24 protein-coding genes are annotated in these 22,815 nt (G+C 61.4%); 13 read left to right on the top strand and 11 right to left on the bottom strand.

Annotated features, from left to right (window positions below; all coding sequences use genetic code 11):
* The first annotated feature begins 56 nt into the window (after positions 1-56).
* From pgsA to L598_RS13190, 3 genes are read left to right on the top strand one after another with little or no spacing between them, the layout of a single operon-like run.
* On the top strand, positions 57-647 hold the full coding sequence (gene pgsA, locus L598_RS13200) for a CDP-diacylglycerol--glycerol-3-phosphate 3-phosphatidyltransferase (protein WP_144863115.1): 591 nt from the start codon (positions 57-59) through the stop codon (positions 645-647).
* A gap of 4 nt (positions 648-651) precedes the next feature.
* The gene (gene moaD, locus L598_RS13195) at positions 652-903 is read left to right on the top strand and encodes a molybdopterin converting factor subunit 1 (protein WP_144863113.1); all 252 of its coding nucleotides are present in this window, start codon (positions 652-654) and stop codon (positions 901-903) included.
* A 1-nt stretch (position 904) separates the two neighbouring features.
* The gene (locus L598_RS13190) at positions 905-1,372 is read left to right on the top strand and encodes a molybdenum cofactor biosynthesis protein MoaE (RefSeq protein WP_144863111.1); all 468 of its coding nucleotides are present in this window, start codon (positions 905-907) and stop codon (positions 1,370-1,372) included.
* 72 nt (positions 1,373-1,444) lie between these two features.
* Here the strand turns inward: L598_RS13190 and ndk are convergent, their stop codons facing one another.
* Complete coding sequence (ndk, locus tag L598_RS13185; RefSeq protein ID WP_144863108.1) at positions 1,445-1,867, bottom strand: nucleoside-diphosphate kinase; 423 nt, start codon at positions 1,865-1,867, stop codon at positions 1,445-1,447.
* A gap of 82 nt (positions 1,868-1,949) precedes the next feature.
* Entirely contained in the window at positions 1,950-2,642 is a 693-nt protein-coding gene (locus tag L598_RS13180; protein ID WP_144863106.1) for a glutathione S-transferase family protein, read from the bottom strand.
* Between the two features lie 64 nt (positions 2,643-2,706).
* Between L598_RS13180 and L598_RS13175 the strand changes: the two genes are divergently transcribed.
* From L598_RS13175 to L598_RS13160, 4 genes are all read left to right on the top strand, one after another.
* Positions 2,707-3,219, top strand: a complete 513-nt coding sequence (locus tag L598_RS13175) for a DinB family protein (protein ID WP_144863104.1) — start codon at positions 2,707-2,709, stop codon at positions 3,217-3,219.
* Positions 3,220-3,404: 185 nt separating this feature from the next.
* The gene (locus L598_RS13170) at positions 3,405-5,282 is read left to right on the top strand and encodes an ABC-F family ATP-binding cassette domain-containing protein (RefSeq protein WP_144863102.1); all 1,878 of its coding nucleotides are present in this window, start codon (positions 3,405-3,407) and stop codon (positions 5,280-5,282) included.
* Positions 5,279-6,085: a crotonase/enoyl-CoA hydratase family protein gene (locus L598_RS13165; RefSeq protein WP_144863100.1), complete on the top strand. Its 807-nt coding sequence runs from the start codon at positions 5,279-5,281 to the stop codon at positions 6,083-6,085. The genes L598_RS13170 and L598_RS13165 overlap by 4 nt, the downstream gene beginning before the upstream one ends.
* Positions 6,086-6,319: 234 nt before the next feature.
* Positions 6,320-6,766, top strand: coding sequence for a hypothetical protein (locus tag L598_RS13160; protein WP_144863098.1), 447 nt, complete (start codon positions 6,320-6,322; stop codon positions 6,764-6,766).
* A 99-nt stretch (positions 6,767-6,865) separates the two neighbouring features.
* Here L598_RS13160 and L598_RS13155 read toward each other — a convergent pair whose 3' ends face one another.
* From L598_RS13155 to L598_RS13145, 3 genes are read right to left on the bottom strand one after another with little or no spacing between them, the layout of a single operon-like run.
* A complete protein-coding gene (locus L598_RS13155) occupies positions 6,866-7,282 on the bottom strand; it encodes a hypothetical protein (protein WP_144863097.1) in 417 nt (138 codons plus the stop codon).
* 17 nt (positions 7,283-7,299) lie between these two features.
* Positions 7,300-7,746 (bottom strand): DNA polymerase III subunit chi, encoded by a 447-nt coding sequence (locus L598_RS13150; RefSeq protein WP_144863094.1) that lies wholly within the window; start codon positions 7,744-7,746, stop codon positions 7,300-7,302.
* Between the two features lie 9 nt (positions 7,747-7,755).
* Positions 7,756-9,258: a leucyl aminopeptidase gene (locus tag L598_RS13145; RefSeq protein WP_144863092.1), complete on the bottom strand. Its 1,503-nt coding sequence runs from the start codon at positions 9,256-9,258 to the stop codon at positions 7,756-7,758.
* 281 nt (positions 9,259-9,539) lie between these two features.
* On the opposite strand from L598_RS13145, the gene lptF reads away from it, so the two are divergent.
* The 6 genes from lptF (at position 9,540) to rsmA (ending at position 17,203) form a co-directional block, all read left to right on the top strand.
* Positions 9,540-10,748 (top strand): LPS export ABC transporter permease LptF, encoded by a 1,209-nt coding sequence (lptF, locus tag L598_RS13140; RefSeq protein ID WP_144863090.1) that lies wholly within the window; start codon positions 9,540-9,542, stop codon positions 10,746-10,748.
* Complete coding sequence (lptG, locus tag L598_RS13135) at positions 10,745-11,830, top strand: LPS export ABC transporter permease LptG (protein ID WP_144863088.1); 1,086 nt, start codon at positions 10,745-10,747, stop codon at positions 11,828-11,830. Before lptF ends, lptG begins: the two co-directional genes overlap by 4 nt.
* A complete protein-coding gene (locus L598_RS13130) occupies positions 11,830-14,277 on the top strand; it encodes an LPS-assembly protein LptD (RefSeq protein WP_246658750.1) in 2,448 nt (815 codons plus the stop codon). The genes lptG and L598_RS13130 overlap by 1 nt, the downstream gene beginning before the upstream one ends.
* A gap of 95 nt (positions 14,278-14,372) precedes the next feature.
* Positions 14,373-15,311, top strand: coding sequence for a SurA N-terminal domain-containing protein (locus tag L598_RS13125; protein WP_144863337.1), 939 nt, complete (start codon positions 14,373-14,375; stop codon positions 15,309-15,311).
* A gap of 51 nt (positions 15,312-15,362) precedes the next feature.
* Entirely contained in the window at positions 15,363-16,379 is a 1,017-nt protein-coding gene (pdxA, locus tag L598_RS13120) for a 4-hydroxythreonine-4-phosphate dehydrogenase PdxA (RefSeq protein WP_144863086.1), read from the top strand.
* Positions 16,376-17,203: a 16S rRNA (adenine(1518)-N(6)/adenine(1519)-N(6))-dimethyltransferase RsmA gene (gene rsmA, locus L598_RS13115; protein WP_144863084.1), complete on the top strand. Its 828-nt coding sequence runs from the start codon at positions 16,376-16,378 to the stop codon at positions 17,201-17,203. The genes pdxA and rsmA overlap by 4 nt, the downstream gene beginning before the upstream one ends.
* 263 nt (positions 17,204-17,466) lie before the next feature.
* On the opposite strand, the gene gmk is transcribed toward rsmA, so the two are convergent.
* The 6 genes from gmk to fabG form a co-directional block, all read right to left on the bottom strand.
* Entirely contained in the window at positions 17,467-18,123 is a 657-nt protein-coding gene (gene gmk, locus L598_RS13110; protein ID WP_144863082.1) for a guanylate kinase, read from the bottom strand.
* A gap of 3 nt (positions 18,124-18,126) precedes the next feature.
* Positions 18,127-19,014, bottom strand: a complete 888-nt coding sequence (locus L598_RS13105) for a YicC/YloC family endoribonuclease (protein ID WP_144863080.1) — start codon at positions 19,012-19,014, stop codon at positions 18,127-18,129.
* A 46-nt stretch (positions 19,015-19,060) separates the two neighbouring features.
* Positions 19,061-20,242, bottom strand: a complete 1,182-nt coding sequence (gene mltG, locus L598_RS13100; RefSeq protein WP_144863078.1) for an endolytic transglycosylase MltG — start codon at positions 20,240-20,242, stop codon at positions 19,061-19,063.
* Positions 20,243-20,353: 111 nt separating this feature from the next.
* A complete protein-coding gene (gene fabF / locus L598_RS13095; RefSeq protein ID WP_144863076.1) occupies positions 20,354-21,613 on the bottom strand; it encodes a beta-ketoacyl-ACP synthase II in 1,260 nt (419 codons plus the stop codon).
* 47 nt (positions 21,614-21,660) lie between these two features.
* Positions 21,661-21,897: an acyl carrier protein gene (locus tag L598_RS13090; RefSeq protein WP_144863074.1), complete on the bottom strand. Its 237-nt coding sequence runs from the start codon at positions 21,895-21,897 to the stop codon at positions 21,661-21,663.
* 166 nt (positions 21,898-22,063) lie between these two features.
* Positions 22,064-22,801 carry a 3-oxoacyl-[acyl-carrier-protein] reductase gene (gene fabG, locus L598_RS13085; protein ID WP_144863072.1) on the bottom strand — a complete coding sequence of 246 codons (738 nt, stop codon included), beginning with the start codon at positions 22,799-22,801 and terminating at the stop codon, positions 22,064-22,066.
* Positions 22,802-22,815: the final 14 nt, after the last annotated feature.

Raw genomic sequence — 22,815 nt, 5'->3', positions numbered from 1 at the left:
TGCCCCGCATGTTTCCATCTGATTTGAGTAGAAAGGAAAGAAAGGGGGCATCCTTCATGTCAAAGCGCGCATTCAACCTGCCCAATCTCCTGACCTATGCGCGCATATTGGCAGTGCCGCTTATCGTCCTCTGCTTCTTTCTGGAAGGCCGTCTGCAGTCGAGCGAATTCGCCCGCTGGTCGGCGCTGCTCATCTTCATCGCCGCAAGCGTGACGGATTACCTTGACGGCTATTTCGCGCGCACCTGGAAGCAGACCTCCAATATCGGCAAGATGCTCGATCCCATCGCCGACAAGCTTCTGGTCGCCACCTGCCTGCTCCTCCTGGCGGCGGACACTGACCGCACCATCGCAGGCTGGACGCTTTGGGCGGCGATCATCATCCTCTGCCGTGAAATCCTGGTCTCCGGCCTGCGGGAATATCTGGCAGCGCTGAAAGTAAGTGTCCCCGTCACCCAGCTTGCCAAATGGAAGACGACGATCCAGATGATCGCTATCGCCTTCCTGCTCGTCGGCCCTGCAGGCGACAGGATACTGCCCTATGTTACACAGACCGGCATCTTGCTCTTGTGGATCTCGGCGCTGGTCACGCTCTATACGGGCTACGACTATTTCCGTGCCGGGCTGAAGCATATCGTGGACGAATAAGGCCATGAAACTTGTATATTTCGCCTGGGTGCGCGAGCGGATCGGCACAGGAGAAGAGGAAATCGACCTGCCACAGCAGATCAGGACCGTTTCCGACCTGCTCGCCTGGCTGAAATCGCGCGGCGAAGGTTACGAAGCGGCCTTGCGATATCCGGAAGTCATCCGGGTGGCGATTGACCATGAGCATGTCGATCATTCCGAACCCGTGGCTGGCGCAAGGGAGATCGCCCTCTTTCCGCCGATGACGGGAGGCTGAGGTGCCTGTCTGCGAACTGCTTGTCCGGGTGCAGGCAGAGGATTTCGACCTCGCGGCCGAATGCGAGCGCTTGACCCGTGGCCGCAAGGACGTTGGCGCGGTTGTCACCTTCAGCGGGCTTTGCCGCGACGAATCCGGCACGCTGGAGGCGCTGGAACTCGAGCACTATCCCGGCATGGCTGAAGAAGAGATCACTCGCATCGCCCGCGAAGCGGTGGAGCGGTGGCCGATCAATGGTCTTTCCGTCATCCATCGCCACGGCAGGATCGCGCCGGGAGAGAATATCGTTCTCGTTGTCGCCACCTCGCCTCACCGGCAGGCGGCATTCGAGGCGGCCTCCTTCCTCATGGACTACCTGAAATCACGTGCGCCCTTCTGGAAGAAGGAGCATCGGCGGGATGGCCAGGAAGGCGGCTGGGTGGAAGCGGCGCGCCATGACGAGGAGGCCTTGCAGCGATGGAAGCGCTGACTGCGCCTACCACAGAGCAACAATAAAAAGGCCGGCAGGCCCGGCCTTTTTTGCATTCAGGCAGATGGCTGCTTACCCGACGATCTCGGTATCGGAGAACCAGTATTTGATCTCCTGGGCTGCGGTTTCCGGCGCGTCGGAACCATGCACGGAATTCTCGCCGATGGACTGGGCAAAAGCCTTGCGGATCGTGCCTTCAGCCGCGTCGGCGGGATTGGTGGCACCCATCACCTCGCGATTCTTGGCGATCGCATTCTCGCCTTCCAGAACCTGCACGACGGTCGGTCCGGAGGACATGAACTCGCAGAGTTCATCGAAGAACGGACGGTCCTTATGGACGGCATAGAAGCCTTCCGCCTGGCGGCGGCTCATCCAGACGCGCTTGGAAGCGACGACGCGCAAACCGGCGTCCTCGAGCATTTTGGTGATGGCGCCGGTGAGATTGCGCCGCGTGGCATCCGGCTTGATCATGGAAAAGGTGCGTTCGATCGCCATGAGGTTTCCTTCATGTTCTTGAGGGGAGATGGCATGAGATGGCGCGCTCTATAGCCGCCGATGCAGCCGATGTGAAGGGATATCAGGCTGCCGCCGGAATGCGGCGCGCCAGACCATCGTGAAGATCGAGGCAGCGATCGAACCACTCTGCAACCGGATCGTCAGGCGCGAGAAACTGATAGGAGGTCACGATGCGTGCCCATTGGAAGGCGCCGGCGACGATGTAATCGGTGAAAAGCGGCTTCTTGCCGCCAATGAACGGTTGGAATTTCAGCATGTTGCGCAAGGATTCGAGCGACGCTCGAAAGCCGGCCAACCCGGCGTCCCTGTCCGCAATGACCTCCTCCAGCGGCTTGCCGAAACGCTCCTCGCGATTGGCGCGGAAATAGATCTGGTCCTTCGGGTCCAGCATGTCGTGAATATCGACCACCGCCGCCGAAACGATGAAGGGATGCACCTGCGTGAGGGCCCAACGCTCGACAAATCGTGCAGCAGCCCTGCCCCCTTCACCGCCGAAGAGCGAGGGCCGCTCCGGATAGCTGTCCTCCAGATATTCGGCGATCGCAAAGGAATCCACCACCACACTGTCGCCGTCGCGGATCACCGGAACGGTCCTGGACACCCCCTCTTCCACTTGCGGTATCTCGGTGAAGCGCGTCGGGATCGATTTGAAGTCCAGTCCCTTATGGGCAAGCGCGAAGGCCGCCTTCCAGCAATGGGGGCTGAAAGGACGTCCAGTGTCGCTGCCGACGAGGTCATAAAGCTGAATGGTCATTATGCTCCTTTCTGCCTCCTGTGGTGCGGTGCATAATCGACGGGCAACAGGACAAAGTGAAGCCATGAAAGAGCATTTCAAGATGATGGCGGCCTATAACACATGGGCCAACAGGCGCATTTATGATGCTGCCGCCGGTCTGAGCGACGAGGAATGCGGCCGGGATGTGGGCACTTTCTTCAGGTCGATGATGGGCACGCTCAACCACATCCTGGTCGCCGACCGCATCTGGATGAAACGCTTCACCGGGGAAGGTGATGCGCCGACGAGGCTGGATGCCATCCTTCATCCTGATCTGTCTGCTCTCAGGTCGGCGCGTGAGAAGGAAGATCAACGGATCGCCAGCTGGATAGAGGGCCTGGAGGAATCAACCCTCGCAGGATCGATCGCCTATACGACCGTGACCAATTCTCAGCGCGTGTCTCAGCGACTGGCGCCCACCCTCAGCCATTTCTTCAACCACCAGACACATCATCGCGGCCAAGCCCACATGATCCTGTCCGTTTTGGGGAAGGAGCCGCCGTCGCTCGACCTCGCGTATTTCCAGAGGATGCCGGAGGGGCAGGATTTCGCGTAACAGGATTAATGCAATCCGGTCAAACCCAGCAGGTCCTCCAGTTCGTCATCTATGTCTATATTGGTGCGCATAGCGGTCTCGATGTGTATGATCAGATCAAATATAAACATCGCAACCCTGCCATACAACGGCCGGCTTCTGGGCCGGCTCTTGCTTTCCCGCCTAGGCTCGGCCACAAGCGCGCAATGCTTACGATCTCCGATCTTTCGCTGCGCATTGCCGGCAGACTTCTGCTCGATCATGCCTCGCTGACCCTGCCCGCCGGGACCAAGGCGGGGCTGGTCGGCCGCAACGGCACGGGCAAAACCACGCTTTTCCGCGCCATCACGGGCGATCTGGCACCCGAGACCGGATCGATCACGCTGCCGAAGAACACACGCATCGGCCAGGTGGCGCAGGAGGCGCCCGGCACCGAGGAACCGCTGATCGAGATCGTGCTGAAGGCCGATGCGGAACGGCTCTCCCTCATGTGCGAAGCCGAAACGGCAACCGATGCTCATCGGATTGCCGAAATCCAGACGCGCCTTGCCGACATAGACGCCCACTCGGCAGAAGCACGCGCCGCCTCGATCCTGGCCGGCCTCGGTTTTGACGCCGAGGCGCAGAAGCGGCCGGCCTCATCCTTTTCGGGCGGCTGGCGCATGCGCGTCGCGCTGGCGGCAGTGCTGTTCGCCGAGCCGGATCTGCTCCTGCTCGACGAGCCGACCAACTATCTCGATCTCGAAGGCACGCTCTGGCTGGAAAGCTATGTGGCGCGCTATCCGCATACGGTGCTGCTCATCAGCCACGACCGGGACCTCCTCAACCGCGCAGTCTCATCCATAGTCCATCTGGAGCGGCAGAAGCTGACCTTCTGGCGCGGCGGTTATGACCAGTTCGAGCGTCAATATGCCGAGCGCGCCGAGCTTCAGGAGAAGATGCGCGCCAGGCAGGAGGCTCAGCGCAAGCATATGGAATCCTTTGTCGAGCGCTTCCGCTACAAGGCATCCAAGGCGCGGCAGGCACAATCCCGCCTGAAGGCGCTGGAGAAGCTGAAGCCGATCGCAGCAGCCGTAAACGAGACGGTGGCGCCCTTCCGCTTTCCCGATCCGGAAAAGGCAGTCGCCTCCCCGATCATCGCGATCGATCGCGGCGCGGTTGGCTACGCCCCGGGTAAACCGGTCCTGAAGAATCTTTCACTCAGGATCGACAACGACGACCGCATCGCGCTGCTCGGCGCCAACGGCAATGGCAAGTCGACCTTCGCCAAGCTGCTTGCCGGAAGGCTGAACCTCGAAGCCGGCACCATGACCATAGCGCCCGGGCTCAAGGTCTCCATCTTCGCCCAGCACCAGCTGGACGATCTGCGCCCGGAGGAGAACGCCTATCAGCACGTGCGGCGCTTGATGCCCGATGCGCCGGAATCGAAAGTGCGCTCCAAAGTGGCCCAGTTCGGCCTGACGACCGAAAAGATGAATACACCGGCCAAGGATCTTTCAGGCGGCGAAAAGGCGCGCCTGCTGATGGGGCTCGCTGCCTTCGAAGGGCCAAACCTCTTCATCCTCGACGAGCCGACGAACCATCTCGACATCGATTCGCGCGAGGCGTTGATGCATGCGCTGAACGATTTTGATGGGGCGGTCATCCTCATCAGCCATGACAGGCATCTGATCGAAGCCACCGCAGACCGGCTCTGGTTGGTGCGAGACGGCACCGTGCAGCCTTTCGACGGAGACCTTTCCGATTACCGGCAACAGATCACAGGCGGCGCCTCCGAGCGGCGCGAGCGCAAGGAAACGGACAAGATTTCCAAGGCCGACAAGCGGCGCGACGCAGCCAGGAAACGTGCCGCACTTGAACCTCTGGCCAAGCAGATCAAGGCTACCGAGGGTCTGATCGAGCGCACCCGCAAGCGGATCGAGGGAATAGAAGCCCAGCTTGCCGATCCGTCCCTTTATGAAAAAGATCCTGGCCGCGCTTCCGCCCTTGCCAAGGAACGTTCCGACCTTTCCAATGCGCTGAGCCGGCATGAGGAAATGTGGCTCGACCTGTCGGCCCGTTATGAAGAGGAGGCGGCCGAATGACGATCCGGGTTGAAAAACAAGGCGAAATCACGATCGTTACTATCGACCGGCCCGAGGCGCGCAATGCCGTCAGCCCGGAAATGGCCGACGGGCTCTTCAAGGCCTTCACCGCCTTCGACCGGGACGAAAACAGCAAGGTTGCGATACTGACGGGTGTCCCTGGCGCCTTCTGTGCCGGCTTCGACCTGAAATTCGCCGCCGAGGGCATAGACGAGAAATGGTTCGCCGAGCACGATCTGGATTCAGGCTTCGACGGCCGTGACGACCAGCCGCGCAAGGGGCCGATGGGGCCGACACGGCTTCAGCTTTCCAAGCCGGTGATCGCCGCCATCTCCGGGCCGGCGGTCGCGGGCGGCATGGAGCTGGCGCTGTGGTGCGATCTGCGCGTGATGGAACGGTCGGCCTATATGGGCGTCTATTGCCGGCGCTGGGGGGTCCCGCTCATCGACGGCGGCACGGTACGGCTGCCGCGCATTGTCGGCCATGGGCGCGCGATGGACCTCATCCTCACGGGTCGCAGGGTCGACGCCGAGGAGTGCTTGGCCATCGGCCTTGCCAATCGCATGGTGGAGGACGGATCGGCGCTCGAAACCGCTCTCGAACTTGCGGCCGAGCTCGTCCGCTTCCCGCAGGCCTGCATGCGCGCCGACCGGCTTTCGGCTATCCGGCAATGGTCACTCGATGTGCCTTCCGCGCTGGTGAACGAGTGGAAAAGCGCCGAGACCTTCCGAGCCGAGGGCATTGCGGGAGCCGCGCGCTTCGCCGGCGGCAAGGGACGCTCCGGCGATTTCGACGAAATCTAAGATGACGACTGCTGGCAGGAAACTCACCAGCACCCTCTTCCCTGCCCATAACGAAATTTGACCGTTGCGTATGACTGGCTGGTTTTCGCCGGCAGATGCCTTTCAAGCTTTTGTTTTTCAATCAGTTTCCATCGCAGAAGGTTTTTGGTGAGTTTTAAGGTTCACAGACACGCCCTAAAGGCGTACTCTCACATTGTTACGGTAAGAAATACAAATGTGATAAGGGGAAATGACATGTCCGAAGGAAAAAGCTTTCCACAGCGTTGGGAGGAGTATCGCCCGACCAAGGCGCTCTGGCTGTGGTCCTGTGCAGGTTGTGCGGTTGCGACCATGCTGATCGGCTTCACGGTCGGCGGCTGGGTCACTGGCGGAACAGCCAATGAAATGGTCGAAAATGCCTCGGACGATGCCCGCGCCGGGCTTGTCGCGTCCCTTTGCGTCGACAAATTCCTGGCAACCGCCAATGCCGCGGATCGTCTGGCCGAGCTCAAAGAAGTGAGTTCGTGGAAGCGGGATGACGTGATCAAAGATGGCGGCTTCACCAAGATCGCAGGCCTCGAAGACGAGATTTCCGGAGCAGCCGATATGTGTGCTGACAGGCTCGCGGCCCTGGACGAGGTACCGGCGCAAGTCGTCGCGCCGGATGAATCCACGGTGAAAACCACAACCTCGGACGGCTAGATACCCCGGTCATCTCCGCCGGCATCTATGCTCCAGAGGCAGAATGCCCTCCGGATTCTGTCCGGAGGGCATTTTCGTTGCGCCGGATGACGCGGCTATTCAGGGGCAACGGGTCAGCTCGACCTTTGCGCCGTCGCGATCGAGATAGGTGAGCGCCAGCGCATTCTCGCTCTCCAGATTTAGCCGAATACGCTCGGAAGACGTCGTGCCCTCTCCGGTGCAAGTGAGGGTGGCTGTCCAGGCCCCTTCCCCTTCGACTGCCACCTGCATGTCGCAGATATTCTCGCGTCCCTCGAACTGGCCTTCGGAAAGAGTGATCGGAGTCCCTTCTCCTTCGCCGGAGCACCAGGCCGGGTCGGCTGCCCAGCTTCCATAAAATGATGGGTTCGAAGGAGAAGCAGAGCTTTCTTCCATCGGTGTGCGGGTCGCCGGCGCAGGCGCCTCGCTTCCACCATCGGTGCAGGCGGAAAGAGCCGCAGCGGCTGCTCCCCAAAGAAGAACCAGCCGAAAATTCATAAGAACTTCAGCATGTTTCAGCCCTTGCGTTCCCACCGACGGTCCGGGCCCTGCTGCCAATAGGTCACGGTATGGCCCGCGGCCTTCATCGCCTTCCACTGTGCTCGCGCGGCTTCCACCTGGGCCGTGTCGTGTCCGTCGAACATGAAGACGGCGCGGTCATAACCTTCCATGCTGCCGGGCTCGGCTCCTTCCACGAGGAAGCGGATCTTCGCGCCATTGGCGCTGCCGGTGCCGGTTGTGAGCAGGACCGGTTGCTCCTCCGGATGAGCTTCGCGGTCGCTGGCATGGGCAAGGAAGGAATCGTCGCGATAGGTCCACAGCCGCGCGTCGAGCGCATCGCGGCGCTCTTCGCTGACCGTCTGGATCGCCACCCGCCAGCCGCGGTCGAGGCTCTTCTCGACCAGCGGCGGAAGAGCCTCTTCCAGGGTCGACTCGGTCAGATGGTAGAAGAGGACCTCCACCCTTCGATCCTACCCCTCGTAATTGTCCACCACGAGCCGATCCAGAAGGCGCACGCCGAAGCCCGAAGCCCAGGATTGGTTGATCTCCGAAGAGGGAGAGCCCATTGCCGTCCCGGCGACATCGAGATGCGCCCACGGGGTGCCGTCAACGAAGCGCTGCAGGAACTGCGCCGCCGTGATGGCGCCTGCATTGCGGCCGCCGATATTCTTCATATCGGCATTCTTGGAATCGATCAGCTTGTCGTATTCGGGCCCGAGGGGCATACGCCAAACCTTCTCGGCGGTGGCGGTTCCGGCCGCCGTCAGGCGCGCGGCCAGTTCGTCATTGTTGGAGAACATGCCGGCATGGGCATTGCCAAGCGCGACGATTATGGCGCCCGTAAGCGTGGCCAGATTGACCATGAATTGCGGCTTGAACTCCTGGTTGCAGTACCAGAGGAGATCCGCCAGCACCAGACGGCCTTCCGCGTCCGTGTTCAGCACCTCGATCGTCTGCCCGGACATGGAGGTGACGATGTCGCCAGGACGCTGCGCGTTGCCATCCGGCATGTTTTCCACAAGGCCGATGATGCCGACGGCGTTGGTCTTCGCCTTGCGGGCGGCCAGCGCATGCATGACGCCCAGCACCGCCGCCGCACCGCCCATGTCGCCCTTCATGTCCTCCATGCCGGCGGCGGGCTTGATGGAGATGCCGCCCGTATCGAAGACGACGCCCTTGCCGACGAAGGCGACGGGCTTTTGCTTGGACTTGCCGCCGTTCCATTGCATGACGGCGACACGGGGCGGCCGCGCCGATCCCTGCGCCACACCGAGAAGCGCGCCCATGCCAAGCTTCTTCAGTTCCTTCTCGGTCAGTATATCGACCTTCACGCCGAGTTTTTCCAGGTCCCTGGCGCGCTCGGCAAATTCGACAGGGCCCAGGATGTTGGCGGGCTCGTTCACCACGTCGCGCGCCAGGAAAACGCCGCCCGCGACAGCCTCGGCCGTCGCGAAGGCCCGCTTGGCGGCAGCCGGGTCGGCGCAATGGATCGTATATTTGACGGGCTTGCCTGATGACGGCTTGTCCTCGCCGTTGCCGTTTTCCTTTCGCGTCTTGTATTTGTCGAAACTGTAGGAACGCAGGAGGATGCCGAGAGCGACATTCGCCGCATCCTCGGCCTTCACCTCGGCTCCATTCACAGACAGCGCCAGCGTGATTTCGGTGGCGTTGCGCACCGCGCCGGCCACCGCTCCCCCGATCCTCAGCCAGGCCTGCTCATCGAGCTTGTCGGTCGGTCCGACCCCCGCCACGATCAACTGGTCGAACTCGGCGCCAGCGGGCGCAAGGATGTCCAGCGTCTTTCCGAGCTTTCCCGAAAAACCGCTCGTCCTGCAAGCCCGCGGCAACACATCGCCAGGGTCGTAGACCTTACCGGTATCCTCCAAAGTGGCCCCTTCCGGCACGAGGACGGCAACGCTCCCCTTCTTGGGAGCGGCAAATTTGGCAAAGGCAATGGATGGTCTTTCGGTCATGATTTCCTGCAATTCGTTCGTGATTGGAGTCGGGCGATCTTGGGGCTTTTACGAAGTTTGGCAAGGGATTGAAACGTGCGCGCCATCCATCAACCGTACAAAGGAGCAATCAATTCGGCGTTAACCGAGTTTCTTTTTGCTTTCTTAGCCATTCCGGCTGAAACTCGCGCAGGGACGGAATGAGCGGAAATGACGCATTTGACCCTGTCTTCTCTTATGCGAGCAGGGCCGGTGTGGCATATGCCGCATCTCAGCCATGAAAGCACGGAACAAAGCAGCACATGAAAGTAGTCGAACTCTACATCATGCGCCGCACTTTCGGGATTTTCCTGGCAACGCTGGTCTGGGTGCTCGCCATCGTATGGACCACGCAGGTCCTGAACCGTATCGATCTGGTGACCGACAGCGGCCAATCCGCGGCGACATTCTTTCTTGTGGCCGCTCTCGTGCTCCCGGCGGTCATTCCAATCGTCATGCCTTTCGCCATCGGCATCGCAGTCGCCCATACGCTGGCGACAATGAACACCGATTCGGAACTGGTGGTCATCAGTGCCGCCGGCGGACCGCGCACCACGATCATCCGGCCGATCATGATCATCGCCATATTGGCGAGCCTGGTTTCCTTCTCCGTCCATAACCTGTTGGAGCCCTATTCGCGCCAGGCCTTCCGCGAACTGATTGCCGGTTCGCGCGCCGACCTGATCAGCACCGTGCTGCAGGAAGGCAGCTTTCAGAAAGTGGACGACGGTCTTTTCGTGCAGATCGGACAACGCTTGCCGGACGGACAGCTCGGCGGGATCTTCGTTGCCGATTCCCGCGAGGAGAATGTCGAGTTGATCTATCACGCCAAGCGGGGCGCAACCGTCGAGCATAACGGCGGCAGCGTGCTTGTCATGCAGGATGGCGTGGTTCAGCGCAAAGCGCAGAACGGCGACATCTCGATCATCCATTTCGATGCCTATGCCTTCGATCTCTCGCAATTCGAAAGCAGCGCCGACGGTGAACCGAGGCTCTTTCCGAAAGATCGCAGCCTGGCCTATCTGCTCGATCCTGATCCCAACGACCGCATCTTTCAGCGCAACCCGCAGCGATACCGGGCCGAGTTGCATCTTCGCCTTTCCGATTGGCTCTATCCGATAGTATTCGCGTTGATCGGGCTGGCGGTTGCCGGCGATGCGCGTTCGTTCCGCGAAGCACGAATGCATCCGATGCTCACCACGCTGTCCATCGCGCTCGTCGTGCGCTGGGCTGGCTTCTATGCCGGCAATGAAGCCGAGACAGTGCCTTTCTTCTCATTCGTGCTTTATGCGGTGCCCGTCCTTGCCGCCATCGTGGCAATGGGCTTCATTGCCACCGGCAAGGTGATGGAGCTCCCAGTTAGCTGGACCGAGAAGTTTGCCACTCAGTTCCAGAAGATCAGCGACAGGCTTTTGCGTCTGCGTCTGAGGCTGGCAGCCATGCGCCGGCGCGCAGCAAGGGGGCGCGCATGATAGGGCTTACCCTCGGCCGCTATTTCTTCCGACGCTATGTGATGATCACAATATGGAATTCCATCGGCATCGCGGCTCTGGTCTTCATCGTCAATTTCACCGAGATTTCCGGCCGATCGGGCGCCCTTCCCGGCTATTCGGCGAACTGGGCGCTGAAGCTTGCGGCACTTCAATTGCCCTTCATCATGCTGCAGGCGGTGCCGTTCATCGGTCTGATATCTGCCATCGTCACCCTGATCAGCCTCAACCGCAAATACGAACTGGTGATCGCCCGCTCGGCTGGCATCTCGGCATGGCAGTTCCTGACGCCGATCGCCSCCGGCGCCYTTGCCTTCGGTCTGCTTGCGATCTTCGTCCTCAATCCGATAGCCGCCGCCGGCTTCGCGACGGCGCAGAACCTCGAAAGCGAAGTGCGTGGTGCCCAGTCCAGGGCGAATGAGAACGCTGCGCAATGGCTCAAACAGCGCACGAACGAAGGCGAGACGATCATCGGCGCAAAATCAGTGCTGCAGCAGGGGCTCGTGCTCGCGGGCGCCAGCTTCTTCCGCATCGATGACGAGGGTAACATCGCCGAAAGGCTGGATGCCGAACGGGCTAGGCTGCGTGACGGCTACTGGGAACTGAGCAAGGTTTCGCGTCTCGTCGAAGGCCAGTTGGCCGAGGCGATAGAAACCGTCCGCATCAAGACGAATCTGCGTCCGGAATTCGTCGAGGAGCGGATCGCCGGACCGGAATCGGTGTCGATCTTCGAACTGCCGGCGAAGATCGATGTCGCACGGTCTCTTGGCCTGCGTGCCAATGCCTTCGCCATGCATTTCCACTCGCTTGTGGCACTGCCGCCGCTGCTGGTGGCGATGACCCTGATCGCAGCCACGGTGTCGATGAGATTTGCCCGGATGGGGCAATCGGTAACCATGATTCTGGGTGGAATCCTCGCAGGCTTTCTGCTTTATGTCGTCTCTGTTTTGGTCCAGGCCTTCGGCACCGCGGGATTCGTCCCGCCGGTGGTGGCGGCCTGGACTCCAGTCGTAGTGGCGATGTTTTTTGGGGTGACATTCCTTTTGTATAAGGAGGATGGTTAGTGGGGAACGCGGTAACCGGTAGCCGCAAAACCATCCGCGTTACGCGTCTTCTGGGCGCGTCGGCGCTTGTATGCGTATTTTGTTTCGCAGTCGCTTCCGTTCCAACGGTCGCGCAGACCATCAATCTGGAAGAACGGGACGTGCCGCAGGACGCACAGATGCTCCTGGAATCGGATACGCTCGTCTATGACAATGACCGCAACACGATCATGGCCGTCGGCGGCGTCCAGATCGAATATGGCGGCAATCGTCTCGTTGCCCAGAGGGTCACCTACGACCGCAATACCTCGCGTCTGATTGCCAGCGGCAATGTCGAGATCGTCGAAAAGGACGGTAACCGCATCTATGCCGACGAGATCGATGTCACCGACGACTTCCGCGATGGCTTCGTCAACACGCTGAGGGTTGAAAGCGTCGACAAGACCTATTTCGCCGCCGAGAGCGCCAAGCGCGAAGGCGGTACGGTGACGACCTTCAACAACGGTGTCTATACCGCCTGCGAGCCTTGCGAGGAAAAGCCTGACAGGCCGCCCATCTGGCGTGTCAAGGCAAGAAAGATCATCTGGAACGGGCAGACCAAGACGGTTCGCTTCGAGAAGGCGAATTTCGAATTCTTCGGCATGCCGCTCGCCTATCTGCCCTTCTTCGAGATCGCCGACCCGACGGTGAAGCGGAAGTCGGGCTTCCTCTTCCCAAGCTTCGAGCAGAGCAGCGAGACAGGCTTCGGTGTCCGCGTGCCCTATTATTTCGCGCTTTCGCCCACCTACGATCTCACTGTGGCCGTTACCGGCTTCATAAAACAGGGCTTTCTCGGCGAGGCCGAGTGGCGGCAGCAGTTCGACAATGGAAGCTACAGCCTCAAGATCGCCGGTATTTCGCAGCGCGATCCGGAGGCTTTCGACCGCAATCGCGTCAATTCCTCCGTGACCGATCGCGGGATGATCGGCACCAAGGGCGAATTCAAGATCAATCCGCGCTGGGCCTTCGGCTGGGACATCCTCGCCCAAACCGATCAGAACTTCTCCTATACCTATGGTATTGAAGGTTATTCCGATCTCGTCCATCGCTCGGAAATCTACCTGACCGGCCTGAACGATCGGAACTATTTCGACCTGCGCGCCATGCATTTCGACGTTCAGGAGGACATACTCCAATCCAGCGCCAATTCCCGTGACGATAAGCAGCCCTGGGTGCTGCCGAATTTCGATTATGCCTATACGCCGGACGAGCCGGTCGCCGGCGGCGAGCTCAACATAGACGTCAACGCACAGTTGCTCGACCGCGATGAGATGCAGTCGACCCTCTTTGCTTTTGATCTGGACGGAGAAGGAGGCGATTCCGCGATTGATCTAGCTGAGCGCATCCCCGGCCCCGAAGGAACCACCGGCCGCCTGACGGCGGAAGCTGAGTGGCGGCGTTCCCTGGTCACGGACGGCGGCCTCGTCATCACGCCGCTGCTGCAGGCGCGCGGCGACACCATCTTCACTGGCTATTCCAATGACACGGTGAATGAATTTGGCCGCTTCGCGCCGGGTGGTCCCCCGAATGTCGCCCACGATATCCGCTCCGCATATTACCGCTATATGGCGACCGCCGGTCTGGAAGCGCGCTGGCCGGTCCTGTTCTCGACATCGAGTTCCACCCATGTTCTGGAGCCCATGGCGCAGATTTTCGTGCGGCCGGACACGCCCTATCAGGATGTGATCGGCATTCCGAACGAGGACGCCCAGTCGCTGGTCTTCGACGCGACCTCGCTTTTCGAGCGCGACAAGTTTTCCGGATACGACCGCATCGAGGGCGGCACGCGCGCCAATCTCGGCATCCGCTATTCCGGCGTTCTGTCGAATGGATGGACCCTGAACGGCCTTTTCGGCCAATCCTACCATCTTGCGGGCGACAATCCGTTCGCCTCGCCCGATCTGGTCAATGTCGGCGCCTATTCCGGCCTGGAGACGGATGTCTCGGATTTTGTCGGCATGGTCGGTATCGGCACGCCGCACGGCTTCTCCGCCTCGCTCGGCGGCCGCTTCGACGAGGAAACCTTCGACCTCCGCCGCACCGATATCAGGGCGGCCTACACCTCGAAGCCGCTCTCGCTCTCGCTGCAATATGCCTTCATCGAGGAGCAGCCTCTGTATGGCCCTGAAGGCGACCGGCAGGAGGTAACGGGGACCGGGCGTATACGCTTCTTCGAGAACTGGAGCGCCTTCGGTTCGGCCACCTATGACGTGGAAAGCCAGACCGTCATCGCCAACTCGATCGGTTTCGCCTATGATGACGAATGCTTCATCTACGCCATGGGCTTCCAACAGACGCGAAATCCGATCACAGGCGAGGTCCGCGAGAAGTTCGGACTCAACATCTCGCTGCGCACGCTGGGTCAATTCGGCACCCAAGTGGCGCAGGCGCCCCAATTTGCCGGCACCCAGTCCCTGTTCGGCGACTAGGATGTTCCCAAGCGGTCATTGTTTCGCCTAGAAAGCGTGCATGAACCACAAGATCAACGGCTCATGAGCAAGACAAAATGAAGAACGGCAAGCAAATGACTTCTTCCGCCCGAGCTTGTCTGTCCGCGGGCCTTGTTCTGCTTGCCGCCGTGGCTGCAACACCTGTGACCATAGTTGGCGGCGGACAGGCAACGGCCGCCGAGATCAAGTATATCGTCAACAATATGCCGGTGACGAGCTACGACATCGAGCGTCGGGTGGCTTTCCTGCGTCTGCAGCGTCGTGGCGGCAATGTGCGCGAACTGGCGACGCAGGATATGATCGACCAGACATTGCGTCTGCAGGAGATGCAACGCCTGAACATCGATATTCCGGATACCGAGATCGATGCGGCCTATGCCCGCTTTGCCAGCAACAACAAGATCACGCCGGCACAACTCGACCAGGCGCTCGCGCAGGCAGGCGTGACAAAGGCGCATTTCAAGGAATTCATCCGCTCCCAGATCGGCTGGAGCCGGGTGCTGCAGGCGCGTTTCCGCTCCACGGGTCAGATGACAGAGCAGGACGCAGTGCAGAAGATGCTGCAACAGGGCGGCCAGAAGCCAAGCGCAACCGAATATATGCTGCAGCAGGTCATCTTTGTCGTACCGGAAAGCGAGAGATCCCAACTCGGCAAGCGCAAGCGTGAGGCGCAGGCCATGCGCGACCGCTTCCGTAGTTGCGAGACTACACGCGAATTCGCCAAGGGCCTCCTCGACGTGACCGTGCGCGATCTCGGACGTGTGATCGAGCCGGAATTGCCGCCGGATTGGAAGAAGGAGATCACGGCCACCTCCCCAGGCAGCGCGACGCCGGTGCGGGAAACCAATCGCGGCGTGGAATTCATCGGCGTATGCAGCACGCGCGAAGTTTCAGATGATCGCGTCGCACAGATGGTATTCCAGAGCGAACAGAGCGACGAAAAGGTTGCCGACGATATGACGAAGGAATACATGGCCGAATTGCGCGAGAAGGCGAAGATCATCCAGCGCTGACCTTGGGACCAATCGCCTTCCACTGCGCCTGACCCTGGGGAAGGCAAGAACGTGTCTGTGCTCGCATTGACGGCCGGCGAACCGGCCGGGATCGGACCGGAAATCCTGCTCGATGCGTGGTTTGGCCGACACTCCGAGGGTGTGCCCGCCTTTTACGTGCTCGGCGATCCGGCAGCGCTCGATGCCCGCGCAATGCTCGTCGGACTGCCCGTGCCCATCATCGAGACCACGCCTGAGGAGGCCGAAAGCCAGTTTGAGATCGGGCTGCCCGTCGTGCCTCTGGAAAACCGGTTTACGGATTCGCCGGGAAAACCTGAAAAGGCAAATGCTGCCGGCGTCATCGAAGCGATCACGCGGGCGGTGGAGGACGTGACCGCCGGCCGCGCCGACGCGCTGGTGACCGGCCCCATCGCCAAGAAGCCGCTTTATGATGCGGGATTCGAATTTCCCGGCCATACGGAATTTCTCGGCGACCTGGCTGCCAGGATGACCGGCCGCCCGGCCATGCCGGTGATGATGCTTGCCGGACCCGAACTGCGCACGGTTCCCGTGACGCTCCATATCCCTCTGGCCGATGTGCCGGGCGCATTGAAAACCGACCAGATCATCGAGACGGGCCGCATCACGGCACGGGATCTGCGTGAGCGGTTCGGCATTCCCGCACCCCGCCTTGCCGTATCCGGCCTCAACCCGCATGCCGGCGAAAGCGGCGCCATGGGTAGGGAAGACCAGGAAATCATCGCTCCCGCCGTGGAGCGCCTGCGCGCCGAAGGTATCGACGCGATAGGCCCGCTGCCTGCCGATACCATGTTCAACACCACCGCGCGCAAACGCTACGACGCCGCGCTCTGCATGTATCACGACCAGGCGCTTATCCCGGTGAAGACGCTCGCTTTTGATGAAACGGTGAATGTCACGCTCGGCCTGCCCTTCATCCGCACCTCCCCCGACCATGGCACGGCCTTCGACATCGCCGGCAAGGGCATGGCACGGCCGGACAGCCTCATGGCGGCACTGAAGCTGGCGCGCCGGCTCGCCGATCACATGCTGGACCAGCCGGCTGCATGAGCGCGGATGGCTTGCCGCCCCTGCGCGAGGTCATCGCACGGCACGGATTGTTCGCACGCAAGTCGCTTGGTCAGAACTTCCTTTTCGACCTGAACCTGACCGGCAAGATCGCGCGTGCGGCCGGGGATTTGTCCCATTCGACGGTGATCGAGGTCGGACCGGGCCCGGGAGGCCTCACCAGGGCATTGTTGATGCATGACGCAGCCCGCGTTGTCGCCATCGAGCGGGACGAACGCTGCCTGGCCGCGCTGGGGGAAATCTCCGACCACTACCCCGGAAAGCTTGAAGTCATCCCAGGGGATGCGATGAACGTGGACTTTGCGGCGCTCGCGCCAGATGCCGATGACGTAAGGATCGTTGCGAACCTGCCCTACAATATCGGCACCGAGCTTCTTGTCCGCTGGCTGACGCCGGAAAAATGGCCGCCATTCTACCGCTCCATGACGCTGATGTTTCAGCGCGAGGTGGCGCAGCGCATCGTGGCCGCGCCGGATACGGGAGCCTATGGCCGGCTCGCCGTCCTGGCCGGATGGCGCGCTGAAGCACGCATCGCATTCGACGTGCCTCCCCAGGCCTTTACGCCGCCGCCAAAGGTAACCTCCTCTGTCGTGCATATCGTGCCCAAGGAGGAGCCTCTTCAGGCCGATGTCAGGTCATTGGCGAAAGTGACGGAGGCCGCCTTCGGCCAGCGCCGCAAGATGCTGCGGCAGAGCCTGAAATCGCTCGGCGGTGAAAGGCTCCTCGCCGCCGTCGGCATTGATCCGATGCGGCGCGCCGAAACATTGTCCGTCGAGGAATTCGTCGCGCTGGCCAAGGCGGTATAAGGCGCCGACCGCGCTGCACAGCACCCTTCCTCGCCCCCGCTTGCGGGGGAGAGCTATCCTCACTCTCTCAATGGCCGGGCCGGCCGCGCTTCACCCTCCCCCTTGAGGGGAGGGTCGGCGAGCAATCGGGACTGTAGCGAAGGATTGCGAGACGGGTGAGGTATCGAGGCTTGTCGGCAGCATTCATGGAGCGCTGAGAAGTTCTCCTCGCCGGCTCGTAAAATCCCTGCCATCAAACCGCTTCCATCTAAAGATGAACGGTTCTATTCCGCCTTCTCCTCCAGCAGACCGGCGACGAAATCGAACAGGCCCGGCCGGCGGTCGCGCCGCAGCCGCTCTGCCGCCACGATCGCCTTGACCTCCGAGAAGGCAGCGTCCAGATCCGTGTTGATGACGATATAGTCGTAGTCGCGCCAGTGCTCGATCTCGGCGCGTGCATTTTCCAGCCGCGCCGCGATGACCTCTTCGTGATCTTCCGCGCGGCGGCGCAACCGCTCTTTCAGCTCTCGCATGGAGGGCGGCAGGATGAAGATGGATACGATGTCCCCGCGCATCTTCTCCTTGAGCTGCGCCGCGCCCTGCCAGTCGATGTCGAAGAGCATGTCGCGGCCCTCCGCCATGGCGGTCTCGGCAGGCTTGCGCAGCGTGGCGTAGAAATTGCCGTGCACCTCGGCCCATTCGAGCAGTTCGTCATTGTCGCGCAAGAGATCGAATTCGCGCTTGGAGCGGAAATGATAATGCACCCCCTCGATCTCGCTTCCGCGACGCGGCCGGGTCGTGACGCTGACGGAGAGCTCGAATTGCGGATCGCTCTCGATCAGATTGCGGGCGATGGTGGACTTTCCGGCGCCCGAAGGCGAGGAAAGCACAAGCATCAGGCCGCGGCGGCGGATGAGGGGCAAGGAAGACGCCTTTGCCATCGGCTACTCCAGATTCTGCACCTGTTCGCGAAACTGATCGACAACGACCTTGAGTTCCAGCCCAAGCGCGGTGATCGAGCTCGCATTCGACTTGGAGCAGAGCGTATTCGACTCGCGGTTAAATTCCTGTGCAAGAAAATCGAGCTTCCTGCCGATGGTACCGCCCGTCTCGATCAATCCACGCGCGGTGGCGATATGAGTCTTCAGGCGATCGATCTCCTCGCGGATATCGGCTTTGGTCGCCAGGAAAGCGGCCTCCATATGCAGGCGGCTCTCGTCGAGAACGGGGGCTTCATCCAGAAGCAGGCGCACCTGCTCGGCGAGCCGCTGACGTATTGCAGCCGGCTCCCGCGAAGGATCGGCTTCGGCGCGCTGGGTCAGGTCCTCGACCGTGGCAAGATGCCCGAGAAGCAGCGCCCCCAGCGCACTGCCCTCCTCGCGCCGGGCCGCTTCAAGCCCGTCAAGCGCCTCGTCCAGCGCCTTCAAAATGGCGCCGTCGAGTTCGAGCCGCGTCTCCTCGTCATCGGCGATATCGGGAAGATCCAGCACGCCGCGCAATCCGAGAAGGCCGTCCGCGGTGGCGGGCGCCAGGGAAAACTGCTCCTCCAGCCTCTTGGCCAGTCCGGCAAGGTCCTTCAGGAATTCCTCGTTCACCACCGGCTGGGCGGCGGCGCTTCCTCGCGACACGGTCAGGCCGGCCTGGATGTTGCCGCGGGAAAACCGCTTCTGTATGGCCTGCTTGGCAGGCTGTTCGAGCCGCTCGAAGCCTGGTGGAAGGCGAAGACGCGAATCAAGCCCCTTGCCGTTCACAGACCTGATTTCCCAGGTGATCGAGGCAAGCTCATATTCCTTCGCCGCCCGGGCGAAACCGGTCATGCTTTGCAGGCTCATTCTGTTCCCTTGTTGGCCGGGCTATTTCCGCATCCCGGTGCGGTCCTCAGTCGGCGGCTGGTTCGGCATTCCTATCGGCATCTTTGGCAGCGGCCGCAGCTTCCTCCTGCTGTTTTTTCTGGATGCTGCGCCAGCGCGCGACGTTCTCGTTGTGCTCCTCCAGCGTCGTGGCGAACACATGGCCGCCCGTGCCGTCGGCAACAAAATAGAGGTCGTCAGTCTTCGACGGGTTGGCGACCGCCTCCAGCGCTGCGCGTCCGGGATTGGCGATCGGCGTCGGCGGCAAGCCATCGATCTGATAGGTGTTGTAAGGCGTGGGCTTTTCGATATCGGACCGGTAGATGGGTCGGTCCGCGGGCCTGCCTTCGCCGCCGAAGAGACCGTAGAGGATCGTCGGATCCGATTGCAGCCGCATGCCCTTCTTGAGACGGTTGAGGAAGACGGCCGCCACGCGCGGGCGCTCGTCTGCGCGGCCCGTCTCCTTTTCCACGATGGAGGCGAGGATCACGAATTCCTCTATCGTGTCTATCGGAAGGTCGTCGGCGCGACGCTCCCATATGCTTTGAACGAGTTCTTCCTGATGCGCCTTGAGCTTTTCGATGATCTGCTTGCGCTCGGTGCCGCGCGTGAAACGGAGCGTGTCAGCGGCGAGGCTGCCTTCGGGCGGCAGCTCGTCCGGCATTTCGCCGGAAAGTTCCTTCGTTTCCGCGATACGCTGGAAGGCCTGCGCCACCGTCACCCCTTCGGGAACGGTGAGGGAGTAGAGCACCGAGCGGCCGCTCCTCAGGAGTTCCATGATATCACGCATGGAAGCGCCTGCCTTGATTTCGTATTCGCCTGCCTTGAGTTGCCCGTCCGCTCCGTGGGCGCGCAGGCCGAGCAGGAAGATGCGCTGGTCGCTGATCAGCCCTTCCCGCTCCAGCATGGCCGCGATCTCGCGCACACCCGTATTCGGCTTGATCAGGATCGTCTCGGCGCTTGCCGAGGGACCGGGACCGTCAAACTCCAGCTTGCCCAGATAGAAGACAAGACCGCCAGCCAGCACCAGCAGGACGATGGAGGAAAGGATGAAATTGAGGAAAATGACAAACTGGTTGCGCGATTGACGGGAACGGCGAGGCGGCGGCGTCCCGGCCTTGGGTCGCAGGGCCTCGCTCGCGCTCTTCGGAACGACCGGGCGAGACGGCTGCGAACTGCCGGACGGGTAATCCTTGTCGGAAATCGTCATCTTGCCCTTGGAAGCTCCCTCTGCTCCAGCCCATGACGCCGCGAAACACCGACCACTTTCTCAAGGCTGAATATGGCAAAATTGCCTTTAGAACAGCGCTAAAACAATCAGTTACGCAACATAACGCTGGAAAACGAGCGACGCGTTCGTACCGCCGAAACCGAACGAGTTCGAAAGCGCGACGTCTATGGTCCGCTCGCGTGGTTTGTTGGGCACGAGGTCGATCGCGGTCTCCGCCGCCGGATTGTCCAGATTGATCGTCGGCGGTGCGATGTTGTCTCGTATCGCAAGGATCGAAAAGATCGCTTCCGCCGCACCCGCCGCTCCAAGCAGATGGCCGATCGACGACTTCGTCGAGGACATGGAAACTTTCGAGGCAGCATTGCCGATCAGCCGCTCGACCGCGCTCAACTCGATCGTATCGGCCATGGTCGAAGTGCCGTGGGCATTGATGTAGTCGACATCGGCGGGATCGAGACCGGCGCGCTTGAGCGCTGCCTTCATGCAGCGATAGGCCCCGTCGCCATCCTCCGCCGGGGCGGTGATGTGATAGGCGTCGCCCGAAAGGCCGTAGCCGGTAACCTCTGCGTAGATCCTGGCGCCACGGGCCTTGGCATGCTCCAGCTCCTCCAGCACGACCACGCCGGCGCCCTCGCCCATGACGAAGCCGTCGCGGTCGCGGTCATAGGGACGCGAAGCCTTCTCCGGCGTATCGTTGTAGCTGGTGGAAAGCGCCTTGCAGGCGGAGAAACCGGCAAGCGACAGCCGTGTGACCGGCGCTTCGGCGCCGCCGGCGAGCATCACGTCGGCATCGCCGAACATGATCAGGCGCGCGGCGTCCCCAATGGCATGAGCGCCCGTCGAGCAGGCCGTCACTACCGCATGGTTCGGCCCCTTGAGGCCGTGGCGGATCGAAACCTGGCCGGAAACGAGATTGATGATGTTGCCGGGAATGAAGAAGGGGCTGATTCGCCGCGGCCCGCGATCCTGCAGGATGAGGGCGTTCTGCGCGATGCCCTCGATGCCGCCGATGCCGGAGCCGATCATCACGCCGGTGGCGTTCTTCTCATCCTCGGTCTTCGGCTCCCAGCCCGAATCGGCAAGCGCCATATCGGCTGCGGCAATGCCGTAAATGATGAAATCGCCGACCTTGCGCTGGTCTTTCGGCTCCAGGAAGGAATCGGGATCGAATTCGCCCTCGCCGCTTCCGCGCGGGATAATGTTGGCAATCTTGCACGGGAGGTCTTCGGTCTCGAACTGGTCGATCCGCCTGCCAGCACTCTTGCCGGCAAGCAGTTTCTTCCAGCTATGCTCGACCCCCGCCCCGAAGGGCGAGAGCAGGCCCATACCTGTTATGACAACGCGCCTCATCGCCGCCTGTCTCCGCCCGTCGCGGCCGTGCACATCGCCATGAAAGGTCAGGCGGTCGCCTTGTCGATGTATTTGACGGCGTCGCCCACCGTCAGGATGGTCTCGGCCGCATCATCGGGAATCTCGACGCCGAATTCTTCCTCGAACGCCATGACCAGCTCAACCGTGTCGAGGCTGTCCGCGCCGAGATCATCGATGAAGCTCGCCGATCCCGTGACCTTGTCGGCGTCAACTCCCAGATGCTCTACGACGATTTTCTTGACGCGTTCTGCGGTGTCGCTCATTTCTTGAAACCCTCGACTTCAGTTTGGTTCGTCTTCGTTAGCGGGACGGTTGCCGCTAATCAAGTTGAAAGATCATTGCGCTTCCGGGAAGCCACAGGCCCGCAGCGGGGCCCGATTACACGAAAAAACCTGTATCTCCAAGGCGAAAAACTCACCGGCCCTTGCCCTAGATCATCGCCATTCCGCCGTTGACGTGCAGGGTCTGTCCGGTGACGTAGGCCGCTTCGTCCGACGCCAGATAGGCCACCGCCGAGGCGACTTCAACTCCGGTGCCCATCCGCTTCATCGGAATGGCGCCCATGATGGCGTCGCGCTGCTTGTCGTTCAGCTTGTCGGTCATGGCGGATTCTATGAAGCCCGGCGCGATGCAGTTCACCGTGATGTTGCGGGTGGCGATCTCCTGGGCCAGCGACTTCGAGAAGCCGATCAGTCCGGCCTTGGAGGCGCAGTAATTGGCCTGTCCAGGATTGCCGGTGACGCCGACGACCGATGTGATGTTTATGATGCGCCCGAAGCGCCGGCGCATCATGGGATGGGTGAGTTCGCGCGTCAGGCGAAAGACGGCAGCCAGATTGACCTCCAGCACCGCATCCCAGTCCTCGTCGCTCATGCGCACGAAAAGGCCGTCGCGCGTAATGCCGGCATTGTTGACGAGGATATCGACGCCTTCCAGATCGGCCTCAGCCTTCTGGCCAAGGCTTTTCACCTCGGTGCGGTCGGACAGGTTCGCCGGGAAGATCTTCACGCGCTCACCGAATTCGCCAGCCAGCGCCTCGAGCTTCTCGACGCGCGTGCCGTGCAGGCCCACGGTCGCGCCCTGGGCATGCAGCGTGCGGGCGATTGCTTCGCCGATGCCGCCGGTGGCACCGGTCACGAGCGCCTTGCGGCCGGTCAGATCGAACATGTTTCACTCCCCTC

Source organism: Mesorhizobium sp. J18 (assembly GCF_007829525.1).
Lineage (GTDB): Bacteria > Pseudomonadota > Alphaproteobacteria > Rhizobiales > Rhizobiaceae > VLJP01.
The sequence above is the reverse complement of the archived record's forward strand: the minus strand, read 5'-3'. Positions and strand labels throughout refer to the sequence as shown.